Below are 13,706 nucleotides of genomic sequence, written 5' to 3' on the forward strand. Positions count from 1 at the left end.
ACAATTATTATTACTTAAAAGAATGAAATTGGGACAGAACGATCGGCTTCAGAAAATGTTAAGATTTCCGAATGCGTAGGTTCTGTCCCAAAGAGTATTTTAAGATTTGGTTATTTCGTGATAAGTTATACGCTTGTACTTATTTATTGGCATCTAAGGTAACTTTTTCATCTGCCGTAGTCGTTTTAACATCTACTGTATAAACAAGTTTATTGTTATTTTTGGTTAACTTCCAAGTCAAAATACGTGGAGAAAGTCCTCCAACTTCTTTTTTTGCTTTGGCTAAAACGTCGTTAACAGCGCCTAATTCTTTGACTTCAGCAGCTGAAAAGGCTGTCTCGTTTTCGCCAAGTTGATTTGCTTCAGTATTTTTGGTGACTTTTCCTGTTTCAGGATTCACGTAAAGTGTTTCTGTATCGTTGGTAAAGATATAGCTGTAGTCACTTTCTGGTTTTGTATCAAATTGGACATTTACTAATGGTTTGCTGTTGTCGGCTTCTTTTTCGTAGATTTCAGCAGCTTGCTGCAAACTAACTTTGTACTTTGTATCCGTGACGGCATCTTTTCCTACGCCGCAACTAGCTAAAATAAAAATAGCTCCTAAAAGTGAAAAAAATAGTAAAAATGGTTTTTTTAACATGAAATTACCTCGTTTCCTTTTATTAAGTATTCACAATCATTTAGTATACGGAGGTTTTATAAAAATTACAAACAAAAAATAATCCTTTAAGAGAAATTAAAGGATTATTTTTTGTTATTTATTCTGCACGTAAAGCAACTGCCGCATCTTTTTTCGCTGCCATTCGGGCAGGAATATGGCCACCAATCATGGTTAAGATTGTGCTAATTACAATCAAAATAATCCCGTGAATTGGATTTAAGGTGGCAACATTTTCTAAATCAGTCAGGTTATAGAGCACTGCATTGATCGGAAATGTTGCGAGAAAGGCAATCACAACACCAAGAATACCAGAGGCAACGCCTAAAATAGCAGTTTCGGCATCGAACACCCGGGTAATATCTTTTTTACGAGCTCCTAACGCTTTCAGAATACCGATTTCTTTGGTCCGCTCAATGACAGAAGTATAGGTGATAATCCCAATCATAATCATACTTGTAACAAGGGAAATCCCAGCAAATGCAATCAGCACATAGGTGATGGCATCCATTAAACCACCTGTTAAGCGGGTCATTGTTCCAGCTAAATCAGAATAGATGATTTGGTCTTTTTTATCTTTTCCTTTGTTATAAGCATCTAAATAATCAAGAATTTTATCTTTTGATTTGAAGTCGTTTGGATAAATCATAATACTTGAAGGGATTTCGTTCGCTCCTAAATAAGACAATAGGTTTTCTTTCGCGGAAGCATCTAATGTTTCGTTAGTCATAACGTTAGTGTTGCTGGCTTCTTGCGCTTTAACAATATCAGAGGTTTTGTTTTTGGCAATCATATTAGTTGAAAGTGCATCGCTATAAGCAATTCCAGGTGCTAATAGATTCATTGTTGAAGAATCTTTAATTCGCAAAATCCCTGAAATTGTTAATTCAGTATTTTCTGGGTTATCGTAAACAGCTTGCAAATCTTGGTTAGGAATGAAGTTGCCTGTCGGTAATTTGGTGTAAAATGCATTATTATTGGCTAATTTCATTTTTGTGCCAACAATGTCTGAAAAGGCAATCTTTTGATTATCTTTCACGTCAAAGCCAAGATTTTTTAAAGCATTAATATTGGTGGTATTGTTACTATCGACGATTAAAACGACATCGGTTTCTTTTTCTGGATAATTTCCTTCGAGTAACGAGTAATTGTCTTTTAAGAAATTGTTTTTTCCATTTTCTAGTTGTTTAGGAAAAGCAGAAACGCCGACGCCAGTTTGGGCAGCCATCATAGAAGCCATCACGTTTGATTGGCCGTCGGGTGCATCGTTTGAAAATTTGACAGCTTGTGCTTTCCTGTTGATTTCTCTTAATAAGTTCATATTGACTAGACGAGTATAGCCGATATTATTACTTAATTCAGGATCAATGTGATTGACATAGTCAATAAACTTTTGATCAATTAAATTCGTGTGTTGCGCACGGTCCGCATCGCTAATTTTAGCAGTCACTTCTTTTTCTTTCGGGAAGGTGCCTTTTTTGTCCTGGTTATTGAAACTTTCTGGATCTTGATCGGTCGCTATTTTAGAAATGGTAATCGGAAATTGCGCTAACGTTTCCGACTGAGTTTTATCAATTTGTTTCTGGAATCCTGTTGAAAGAGAAAGGACAATCGCGATACTGATAATTCCGATACTTGAAGCAAAGGCGGTTAAAAAAGTTCGCCCTTTTTTAGTGCGGATATTATTAAAAGATAAACGCAACGCAGTCGTGAATTTCATTTTGGTGCGTTTCAATTCGAAAGGTTCTTTTTTTTCATGTTCAATATGAGGACGCGAGTCATGACGAATTTGGCCATCTGAAAATTCAATAATTCGATCAGCGTATTCGTGAGCTAATTCAGGATTGTGGGTCACCATAATAACTAATTTTTCTTTCGAAAGTTCTTGGATAAGTGCCATAATTTGCAGGCTAGTTTCTGAATCCAATGCACCAGTTGGTTCGTCACAAAGTAAAATATCGGGATCATTAGCTAAAGCACGAGCAATGGCAACCCGTTGCATTTGACCGCCAGATAATTGAGAAGGTTTTTTATGGATATGGTCCTTCAAACCGACACGGATGAGTGCATCTTCGGCTTTTTGGCGTCTTTCTGCTTTTGAAATACCACTCAGTGTCATACCAAGCTCGACATTATCCAAAATCCCTTGATGACTAATTAAGTTGTAACTTTGAAAAATAAAACCAATTGAGTTATTCCGATAAGCATCCCAGTCGGCTTCTTTAAAATTTTTTGTTGATTTGCCGTTAATGATTAAGTCACCAGAATCGTAATTGTCCAATCCGCCAATTACATTCAACATCGTCGTTTTACCAGAGCCACTGGGACCCAGAATGGCTACAAATTCTTGTTTTCGAAAAGCGACAGAGACGCCATCTAAAGCTTTAGTGGTCGTTCCGCCGACAGTATAATATTTTTTTATCTCTTTGAGTTCTAGCATATTTTTCGCATCCTTCTTCCAATTTATCAACAACACAACCTTAAGTTAGTGTATAACGTAACATAATAGTTAACAAAAATCAATCATTACCATTTGATAATCAAGTGAATTTAGTATACACTAGGTGGGAAACGAGGGAGAACATATGGATAAAGAGAAGCATTCATCGAATTTAGATATTAGTGTCTTTACTGAAATTTTTTCATATATGAGCCAATTGCTTTTTAAAGACCTAGACTTGGAGGATCTAAAATTAACAAAGTTAGACATGTTAATTTTATTAATTGTGGCAACGAATGAAGGAATCAGTATGACAGAGTTAGCCAACCAAGTAGGAACGTCGAAAGTTCAAGTGAGTCGCTCTATTGCGGGGTTAGAAGAACGAGCGATTGTTCAACGTCGCCATAATCAAGAAAATCGCCGCGTGGTTAATGTTTATACGACAAAAGAAGGCGAGAAGCTCTTTAAGCAAAAAGAAAATCAAGTAAAACAGCAACTATCTGAAACGCTTAGTGTTCTTTCCTTAGAGGATTATCAAGAGGTCAATCAACACTTTTTGGCGGTCATGAAAATTTTGTCCAATTATCAAGCGCTACGAAGAAAAACGTGTAAGGAAAACAACGCCAAAAAATAAAAAACATCGTTTGGCTATAAACCAAACGATGTTTTTTCTAGCCTTTGACAGAGCCAGAAGTCACGCCTTCTACATAGAAACGTTGCATTAATATAAATAAAATAGTAATTGGAATGGCAATTAGCACACATCCAGCTGTAAAAGCCATGAATAGTGAATTGGCTGTTGATTTGGTCATCATCGAAAAGAGACCAATCGCAACGGTGTAATTTTCAACTTTATCACCCATAATAACTTTTGCGAAAATAAAATCCATCCAAGGGCCCATGAAGGCGGTTAAAGAAGTATAGACAATAATTGGTTTCGACAATGGCAACGTAATTTTTGTGAAAATTTGCCACTTGTTGGCACCGTCAATCATAGCCGACTCGTCTAAAGCCATCGGAATGGTATCGAAGAACCCTTTGGCGATGTAAAAACCTAGCGCCGAGCCTGCAGAGTAAACCAGAATTAAAGCGAATAAACTTTCAGTTAAATTTAAGGCTTTTAAAATATAGTAAACGGCAATCATGCTCATAAAACCAGGGAACATATTTAAAACGAGCGCCACTTTTAAAAAGGGTTTTCTTAAGCGGAAACGCAACCGGGACAGCGCATAAGCCATTGCGATTGTAATGAAAGTTGATAACAGACAGCTTGCGATGGAAACGAACAAGGTGTTCAAAAACCAACGGACAAAGGGGAAGTTGCCAGTCTGATTTGTTAATAATACTTTATAATTTTCTAAAGTGAATGTTTTGGGAATGATATAGGGAACAAATGCACCGCCTTCGCCACGAAAACTTGTTAAGATAATCCACACAATGGGGAATATCCAAAAAACTGCTAAAATGGTTAGAATGATGTAAACGCTGGTAAGTGCAGTGCGTTGTTTTTTCTGGTAACTTTTTGCTTTAGCCATAAGTTACGCCTCCTTAAATGAATTCGTCCGTGTATAGGCAATTAAACTGAAGACTGCGGAAAGAATGAAGATTAAAATACCAATCACAGAGGCTAAATTGTAATCCATTGTATCGACAGTCAATTTGTATAACCAGGTAACTAAAAGGTCAGTTGAGCCTGCACCGTAGAAGTTAGAATTGGCTGGACCGCCGCCTGTTAATAGATAAATGACATTGAAGTTATTGATGTTGCCAATAAACTGTTGAATCAGCGCCGGGGTCATCACAAATAGAATTTGTGGAAATGTAATACTTTTAAAAATTTGCCATTTATTGGCGCCATCAATTCTAGCAGCTTCGATTTGATCTTCAGGGAGATTTTGGATAATCCCTGTAGAGATTAACATCGTAGCAGGAATACCAATCCACATATTGACAACAATAATGGTTAATTTTGCCCAATTCGGATCTGTTAAGAAGGGGATAGAAGAATCGATTAAGCCCCAATTTAACAACAGAGCATTGATAGGTCCAGAACCATTTAAGAGGTTTCGCATAATTAAAAGTGAAACAAACGGAGGTACGGCCATCGTGATAACAAAAATAGTCCGCCAAAATGCTTTATATTTTAAGCCTTTTGTATTGATAAGCAAGGCTAAAATGATTCCAAAAAAGAAACAAGTTGCGGTTGCGAAAACAGCCCAAATCAAGGTCCAGCCAAGTACTGGAAAGAACGTTGAAGCCATATCGCCTGTGATTACATTGCCTAGATTTGCCAATCCAACCCAAGTAAAAAGATTTTTCGGTGGTAAATGGTTATGGTCGTAGTTGGTAAAGGCAATTGAAATCATATACAACAACGGCAAGATGGTAAAGAAAAGAACGCCTAGTAAGGGAATCGTCATTAAAGTTGCATGGAAACGTTCGTTTAACAAGCTACGTAAATCATCCATAGTTGTTGGAATTTTTTTGCCGGCTATCTTTAATTCATATAGGTGACGGGCGCTTTTTAAATTGATTACATATAAAATGATTAGCGATAAACAGACTAAAATTGCTGCAATTCCGAATAATAATAAGAGCATTGAATTATCGCCTTCTTTTAGAACTTCAATCCCTAAAGAATCATCATATACTAATCCTTGCTGTTGGGTCCCTAGTGTTCCTAGCATCATTAATGCGTGGAAACCATTACGGATTAACCAATAGATAAAGCCAATTTCAGCTGTTAAAAAGATGATTCCCTTTAACCACTGCTTGTTGGCGAAGTTTGCAGCACCCATAACTAAAAAAGATAGTTTTGTAGCGAAGTCGCCTTTTTTAAAGACCTCTCGAAATGACGTCTGGGCTTTCTTTTTCTTGAACATCTTCGTTCACTCACTTTCTACTTAAATAAAAAAGATAGAGGAAATGGGACAGCAGATTGAAGCTCGTCCCATTTCTTTACTCTTTTTATTCTTTTGCTTCTTTTGATGTGTCTTGGACTAATTTATCTAATTTTGCTTGATAGTCCGCAGGTTTGATATTGCCTTTGTACGTATCATTGATCACTGCATCCATCGCAGGCCAGAATGAAACGATTTCTGGGATTTTTGGCATTACCACAGAGTGGGTTGGTTGTGCCATTTCTAAGATAGCTTTTGCAACAGTATCTTGTGTAATTTCTTCGTTTGTTTGTAATTTTTTGTTTGAAGGGACAAAGCCGATTTCTTTAAAGTAAGTCATTTGTGCTTTTTCGCTGGTTAAATAGTTTGCTAATGTCATTGCGGCCAATGGTGCTTGTGTTTGTTGGTTGACAGCAAAACTACGAACGCCCAAGAAAGCTTTCATTTGTTTTTCTCCATTGCCAAAATCAATGGTTGGATAGGCAGCAGCCCCCATTTTGTCGCCAAGAGCTTTTTCTACATCGTTTTTAGACCAAGGGCCAGAAAGGAAGGCATCCGTTTTGCCAGAACCTAGATTAGACAATGCTTCTGTATTTGATTGGATCACACCAGGATTATTTTTTTGATCGGCAATCCATTGTAATACTTCTATACCTTGTTGGTTATTAAAGTTGGTACCTTTTGGATCTTCGCCATTTTCACCATATAAGTAATCGCCGTTACTCATAAATAGAGGACCGAAGATATAATTTGCGCCATCTTCGCCAAAATTGGTACCGATTTTGCCTTTTTCAGTTAAAGACTTCCAAGTTTTGATTTCCTCTGGAGAATACGTATCTTTGTTATAATAAAGAACTTGTGACTCTACGGCATAAGGGTAGGCATAGACTTTGTCTTTCCAAGTGACTCCTGCGACTGCCGAGTCGATATTGTTTTCTTTGACTTCTTTTTCATATTTTGTGTTAGGGTAAATCAGACCAGCTTCTGCCATTTGACCAATTTGATCATGTGGCATCATGAAAACATCTGCGGCAGCTTTAGGATCTTTTGCAATGTCTTTTTTAGCATCTGCCGAATTTCCAGCAGTTAAGTTAACTTTAATATCGGGGTTTTCTTTTTCAAAATCGGCGACAACTTTTTTAAAGACGCCCATATATTCAGTATCAACCCATAATTTTACGTCACCAGCTGCTTTATTTGCTGAACCGCTTTCATTTTCAGCTTTCGTTTTTTCTGCGCCACCACAGGCAGTAAGTAAAACCGCGGAAGCACTTAAAAGGATACCGCCCATTAAAATCTTTTTCCAATTCGCTTTCATTTTTGAACCCTCCAAAAATTATTTTTTACAAGTCTTATTATGCAACCGATTGCGGAAATAATCAAGTGTTTTTCATCGAGAAAGTTAAAAAAGTTTTTTTGTTATAAATAACATACTGTTTATTTAAAGTGGTGTATACCACTAATTAAGCATTTTAAATAAAAAAATAAAAAAGGGTATACAAATGCAATCGTTTGCGCTAAAATGTGTTCGAGTATTAGAAAATACACGAAAAGCGACAATTAAAGGAGAGAATTAAATGAACACTGCTGCAATCTACCATCGTCCAGAAAGTGAATTTGCTTATCTTTATACAGAAGAAACCATGCATATTCGTTTGCGTACGGCAAAAGGCGACATTGCCTCTGTCCAATTAGTGCAAGGAGATCCTTATCTTTTAGGGAAAGAAAAGTGGTACCAACAGTCGTTAACCATGGAGAAGTTAGTATCTACGGAGTTATATGATTACTGGTTTATTGCATTAAGTGCAAAATTTAAACGCCTTTCATATGCTTTTACTTTAGTAGGGACGGATGGCTTGACGGCGTTTTATGGCGAACACGGCATTTATCCTTTAGAAGAAAAGTATTTAGCGATGGCGAATAATTATTTTCGGATGCCGTATTTTCATGAAATCGATCGTTTTAAAGCACCTGAATGGGTCAAAGAAACGGTTTGGTATCAAATATTTCCAGAGCGTTTTGCAAATGGTGATCCCGCCAATGATCCTGAAGGGACGTTGCCGTGGGGATCTAAAAGACCGGATCGACAAGATTTTTTTGGTGGGGATTTGCAAGGGGTGCTAGATCATCTTGATTACATTGAAGATTTAGGTGTTAATGGCTTATATTTTTGCCCGATTTTTGAAGCGTTTTCTAATCACAAATATGATACGATTGATTATTTAAAAATTGACCCAGCTTTTGGTGATGGCGCTATCTTTAAGCGCTTAGTCGAAGAGTGTCATCGACGGGGCATTAAGATTATGTTGGACGCCGTTTTTAATCATATGGGGGACACTTCGCCTCAATGGCAAGATGTGTTAAAAAATGGCCAGGACTCAATTTATGCCGATTGGTTCCACGTAAATGAGTTTCCAGCTAGCTATGAAGAAAGTGCTGATTTTGAAGAAGCAAGCAACATTACCTATGATACTTTTGCATTCACTCCGCATATGCCTAAATTAAATACAGCAAATCCAGAGGTGCAAGCCTATCTTTTAGAAATTGCTCGTTATTGGATTGAGGAATATGATATTGATGCCTGGCGTTTAGATGTGGCAAACGAAGTGGATCATGCGTTCTGGAAAAAATTCCGGCAAACATGTGATGACGCAAAAGAAGATTTTTATATTTTAGGAGAAATTTGGCACTCGTCGCAAAGCTGGCTCCAAGGAGACGAATTTCATGCAGTGATGAATTATGCATACACAGATGCGATTATGGGCTACTTTGTTAAGCAAGAACTGTCCTTGGAAAAGATGCTTTCTGAAATGAACAACCAGTTAATGCTCTATCGACAACAAACGAATCAAATGCAGTTTAATGTTTTAGATTCCCACGATACACCACGCTTATTGCATGAAACGAAAGAGGATAAAGAGTTGATGCGCCAAGTATTAGCGTTTACGTATATTCAACCAGGTGTCCCTTGTCTTTACTATGGTGATGAAATTGGTATGACAGGTGATATGGATCCTGATTGTCGTCGTTGTATGGTTTGGGAGGAAAATCAGCAAGATTTGGATTTGAAGGAATTTGTAAAATCATTGATTGCCCTTCGCAAAAAGTATGCGGCTGTTTTTTCTGGTGGAACAATCGATTGGACAGGCACTTCTTTTGAAACGGGGTTGATTAGACTCGCTTGTCGTTTGGAGGAACAGACGATTTATGGGATTTTTAATACTGGCCAAGAGACACAATTTGTCGATAGAACTGATCGAGAAGTTTTGCTAAGTTCTTCTATCGAAATTGCTTCAGAACAGATAATGGTTTTACCAAAAGGTTTTCTTTTATATCAAGCATAATAATTAAGCAAAGGAATGTGAAGAAGAATGGAAAAACATTGGTGGCAAGAAGTCGTGGTTTATCAGATTTATCCTCGCAGTTTTAAAGATAGCAATGGAGATGGCATTGGAGATTTACCAGGAATTATTGAAAAATTGGATTATTTGGAAACGTTAGGCATTGGGGCTATTTGGTTATCACCAGTTTATCAATCACCCAATGATGACAATGGTTATGACATTTCTGATTATGAAGCGATTATGACAGAGTTTGGGACGATGGCGGATATGGATCGTCTAATTGAGGAAGCGAAAAAGCGAAAGATTGAAATTATTATGGACTTAGTGGTTAACCATACGTCAGATGAACATCGTTGGTTTATTGAAGCGAAAAAAAGCAAGGAGAACCCCTACCGAGACTATTATGTATGGGCTGATCCTGCTTCAGATGGCGGTGTGCCTAACCGATTGAAATCTGCCTTTTCGGGTTCGGCGTGGACGTTTGATGAAGCGAGTGGGCAATACTATTTGCATTTGTTTAGTAAAAAACAACCAGATTTAAATTGGGAAAACCAACAAATGCGTCAGTCGGTTTACGAGATGATGAATTTTTGGATTGATAAAGGAATTGGCGGTTTCCGTTTAGATGTAATTGACTTAGTGGGTAAAATTCCAGGAGAAGAGATCACCGCGAATGGACCTCATTTACATCGTTATTTACAAGAAATGAACGCCGCGACATTTGGAGGCAAAGAGCTGTTAACTGTAGGTGAAACATGGGGGGCCACACCTGAAATTGCAAAAATGTACTCTAGTCCAGAGCGTCATGAATTATCCATGATTTTTCAGTTTGAACATATGAGCTTGGATCAACAACCAGGTAAAGAAAAATGGGACCTTCAGCCAATGGAAGTTGCCAAGTTGAAACAGGTTTTTGCAAAATGGCAAACAGAATTAGGAAATGATGGCTGGAATTCTTTATTTTGGAATAACCATGATTTACCGAGAATGATTTCACGTTGGGGAAATGATCAAGAATATTGGTTGGAAAGTAGTAAGTTATTCGCTATTTTACTGCACATGATGAAAGGCACACCTTATATTTATCAAGGGGAAGAAATTGGTATGACCAATACGCCGATCACAGATATTCGTGAAGCACGGGATATCGAAACAATTAACATGTACCATGAGTATTTGGAAAAAGGATATTCTAAAGAAGAAATTTTGCTGAAAATTAATACTAAAGGTCGCGACAATGCACGCCGGCCTATGCAGTGGACCGCTGAAAAAAATGCTGGCTTTACGACGGGTACACCTTGGATTGATGTTAATTCCAATTATCAAACGATTAACGTCGCTGCTGCTTTGGCAGATAAAAATTCACTATTCTATACGTACCAAGAAATGATTCGTTTGAGAAAAGAACATCCTTTAATTGTTTGGGGCAACTTTGAATTGCTAGAAACAGTGGACGAAGTGATCAGTTTTTATCGTACCTATGGTGAGGAACGCTGGCTTGTTGTAACGAACTTTTCTGACAAAGTTCAGCCATTTTCTGCAGACGTTCATGTAGAACAAGTAATGATTGAAAATATGCCGACAGATGTCACTGCTTTAGCAGACTATTCGTTAGCGCCTTGGCAAGCATTTGTTGTGAAAGTGAGTCAATAAGATGGAACAATGGTGGAAAAATGCTGTCGGTTATCAAATTTATCCTCGGAGTTTTAAAGATAGCAACGGGGATGGCATTGGTGATTTGCAGGGAATTATTGAGAAATTACCGTATTTAAAAGAACTAGGGGTCGATTTTTTATGGTTAAATCCGATTTACACTTCGCCAAACGTTGACAATGGTTATGATATTGCGGATTATCAAGGGATTCAGCCAGAATTTGGTACGATGGAAGATTTTCAAGAACTTTTGGACCAAGCGCATCAATTAGGTTTGAAGATTATTCTTGATTTAGTGGTCAATCATACAAGTGATCAACATCCGTGGTTTGTTGAAGCGAAAAAAAGTTTAGATAATCCGTATCGTGAGTATTATTTATGGGCCGATGCGACACCAGATCGTATGCCGAATGAATGGCAAAGCTTTTTTGGTGGCTCGACTTGGACGTATGACGCGGGTACAAAGCAAGCATATTTTCATGTGTTTGCAAAAGAGCAACCTGATTTGAACTGGAAAAATCCTAAAGTTCGTGAAGAGATTTATGCGATGATTCGCTGGTGGTTAGATTTGGGAATTGATGGTTTCCGATTGGATGCGATTAGTCATATCCAAAAAGAACCTTGGGATTTTAAAATTACCACGAATCCGTGGGCTCCATTTATGAATGTAAAAGGCATTGAAGACTATATGCTGGATTTGAAAGCTATTTTTGCTGAGTATGACATCATGACAGTGGGGGAAGCTAGTGGCGTTTCAAGTAAAAAAGCGGTGGGATGGACCAATGATGCGGGCTATCTGAATATGATTTTTGAATTAGAGCACAATGTTCGAGAAGGAAAGCCAGGAGAAGAACGGTTAAATATTTTAGGCTATAAAAAAGTAATGGCTCGCTGGCAAAAGCATTTAGGGACAGAAGGCTGGAATGCATTATATGTAGAAAATCATGATAATCCCAGAATCAATTCAATTTTAGGCAATGAAACCTCTCATTCTGCTAAGGCGATTGGAACAATCGCCTTGCTCTTGCGAGGAACGCCGTTTATTTATCAAGGACAGGAAATCGGCATGGTTAATTATCCGTTTCAACAGATTGACGAGTTAGATGCTAAAGATTCCCATAACCATTATCGTTTGCTTATAGAAAATGGCTACGATGCGAAACAAGCATTAAAAGAAGTGGCGCATTGGACGCGGGACCATTCGCGTACGCCTATGCAGTGGACGAGTCAAGAGGCAAGTTCATTCACCTCGGGGCATCCGTGGTTAGCAATTCATCCCAATTTCAAAGAAATAAATGTGGCTGACCAAGAAACGGATGCACAATCCGTGTTGAATTATTATAAAAAGTTAATTGCGCTGCGGAAAGAAAATCCAGTCTTTACAGATGGACAGTTTGAACTATTAGCGCCCAATCATCCGTCTGTTTTTGCTTTTTTAAGAAAAACAACTGAGGCAACAGCGTTAGTGATTGTCAATTTAAGTGGAGAAAAGTGCCAATTTGACTTGCCGAATAAATTACTAGGCAGAAAGTGGCAACAATTATTAGGGAATCAAGATTTTACGGTGAAGAAACGGATGCAGTTAGCACCTTATCAGGCAGGCGTATTCCAATAACTGATTTGTTCTATAACGAGTGCAAGAGGCTTACTTTTAAGTGGGGCTCTTGCACTCGTTTTTAGGAACTTCAACAACCGAGAGACTTCGTAAATAATTGAATTTTTACAGAAATGCGTTATACTTACTTTGAGTAAGTTATTTAATTTTTATGAAAGTAGGGGGAAATGATGCCGAAAACACGTGTAGAAGCATTTACAGATGCAGTGATTGCGATTATTTTAACGTTATTAATTTTAGAATTAAAAATTCCTGAAAAAGCAGATTGGTCTGCTCTGACTCAATCTGGACACAAAATCATTATTTATTTAATTAGTTTTGTTACTTTATTGATTTATTGGAACAATCATCATCATTTATTTCAAAGTGTCCGTAAAATTGATGGACGTGTCCTTTGGATGAATAATTTATTAATTTTGACGTTGACGTTTTTCCCGTTTGTTACTGGTTGGGTAGGTGAACATCCATTTTCTTGGCCGCCACAAGCTTTGTATGGCTTAGTAGTATTAGGAGCTGATGTTGCTTATTATCTAGTGGTGCGGGCATTGATTCAGGCAAATGGGCCCAAATCCGAAGTACAACGTTTGTTTGGCCACTATCCAAAATTAACGCTTTCGATTGTGTTGAATATTATTGCGTTGATTGTAGGCAAACTAGTAGCGCCAATCGCTGTTCTGATTATTGATACGATTGTTTTAGTTATGTGGTTTATTCCTGAGCGAAAAGCAGAAATAAAGGAAACTTTAAAGTAGTTATTTTTTATTTATAACAAAAAAGTCATAAATCTTTTGACAAGAATGTCAAACTCCTCTATTATAAGAAGTGGATAAAAACTGAATAATTGTTAGGTGAGGCTCCTATTTGGACAAATGCTGCTGCCGCGAAAGGATCGAGAGACCCTTAGTTGGTTGAACAGGAATAATCGTGAAGGTTATTCATAATGTAGCTGATACATGTTATCTACGCCCTATAGTGCTAAAGCTCAACGATAGAGAATCTTATTTAAAGATGGTATTTTGGGACGTACTCTATTGTTGAGTAGGTCCTTTTTTGTGTGTTTGGCAAAAAAGCAATTATTCACTGGAAGTATAAATAA

At 37.6% G+C, this 13,706-nt stretch carries 10 protein-coding genes and 1 riboswitch; of the genes, 5 read left to right on the forward strand and 5 right to left on the reverse strand.

The features are described from left to right. Positions 1-139 precede the first annotated feature (139 nt). The gene (gene camE, locus IGM09_RS05605) at positions 140-640 is read right to left on the reverse strand and encodes a plasmid sex pheromone cAM373 precursor (protein ID WP_033624942.1); all 501 of its coding nucleotides are present in this window, start codon (positions 638-640) and stop codon (positions 140-142) included. Positions 641-758: 118 nt separating this feature from the next. Next, on the reverse strand, positions 759-3,098 hold the full coding sequence (locus IGM09_RS05610) for an ATP-binding cassette domain-containing protein (protein WP_033624943.1): 2,340 nt from the start codon (positions 3,096-3,098) through the stop codon (positions 759-761). Positions 3,099-3,222: 124 nt separating this feature from the next. Between IGM09_RS05610 and IGM09_RS05615 the strand changes: the two genes are divergently transcribed. Further along, the gene (locus tag IGM09_RS05615) at positions 3,223-3,732 is read left to right on the forward strand and encodes a MarR family winged helix-turn-helix transcriptional regulator (RefSeq protein ID WP_002365578.1); all 510 of its coding nucleotides are present in this window, start codon (positions 3,223-3,225) and stop codon (positions 3,730-3,732) included. Between the two features lie 37 nt (positions 3,733-3,769). Here IGM09_RS05615 and IGM09_RS05620 read toward each other — a convergent pair whose 3' ends face one another. From IGM09_RS05620 to IGM09_RS05630, 3 genes are all read right to left on the reverse strand, one after another. Beyond that, positions 3,770-4,633: a sugar ABC transporter permease gene (locus IGM09_RS05620; protein ID WP_033624944.1), complete on the reverse strand. Its 864-nt coding sequence runs from the start codon at positions 4,631-4,633 to the stop codon at positions 3,770-3,772. Positions 4,634-4,636: 3 nt separating this feature from the next. Then, positions 4,637-5,980 carry a carbohydrate ABC transporter permease gene (locus tag IGM09_RS05625; protein ID WP_033624945.1) on the reverse strand — a complete coding sequence of 448 codons (1,344 nt, stop codon included), beginning with the start codon at positions 5,978-5,980 and terminating at the stop codon, positions 4,637-4,639. A gap of 85 nt (positions 5,981-6,065) precedes the next feature. After that, positions 6,066-7,316 carry an extracellular solute-binding protein gene (locus IGM09_RS05630; RefSeq protein ID WP_002382263.1) on the reverse strand — a complete coding sequence of 417 codons (1,251 nt, stop codon included), beginning with the start codon at positions 7,314-7,316 and terminating at the stop codon, positions 6,066-6,068. A 259-nt stretch (positions 7,317-7,575) separates the two neighbouring features. Between IGM09_RS05630 and IGM09_RS05635 the strand changes: the two genes are divergently transcribed. From IGM09_RS05635 to IGM09_RS05650, 4 genes are all read left to right on the forward strand, one after another. Then, positions 7,576-9,342, forward strand: a complete 1,767-nt coding sequence (locus IGM09_RS05635; protein WP_033624946.1) for a glycoside hydrolase family 13 protein — start codon at positions 7,576-7,578, stop codon at positions 9,340-9,342. 27 nt (positions 9,343-9,369) lie between these two features. Further along, entirely contained in the window at positions 9,370-10,995 is a 1,626-nt protein-coding gene (locus IGM09_RS05640) for a glycoside hydrolase family 13 protein (protein ID WP_002361732.1), read from the forward strand. A 1-nt stretch (position 10,996) separates the two neighbouring features. Then, complete coding sequence (locus tag IGM09_RS05645; RefSeq protein WP_010709384.1) at positions 10,997-12,610, forward strand: glycoside hydrolase family 13 protein; 1,614 nt, start codon at positions 10,997-10,999, stop codon at positions 12,608-12,610. Positions 12,611-12,780: 170 nt separating this feature from the next. After that, positions 12,781-13,362: a TMEM175 family protein gene (locus IGM09_RS05650; RefSeq protein ID WP_010817244.1), complete on the forward strand. Its 582-nt coding sequence runs from the start codon at positions 12,781-12,783 to the stop codon at positions 13,360-13,362. Between the two features lie 81 nt (positions 13,363-13,443). Further along, positions 13,444-13,611, forward strand: a riboswitch (M-box (ykoK) riboswitch). Positions 13,612-13,706: the final 95 nt, after the last annotated feature.

The sequence above is a fragment of the Enterococcus sp. DIV0167 genome, assembly GCF_050541555.1.
In the GTDB taxonomy this organism is placed as follows: Bacteria; Bacillota; Bacilli; order Lactobacillales; family Enterococcaceae; genus Enterococcus; species Enterococcus faecalis.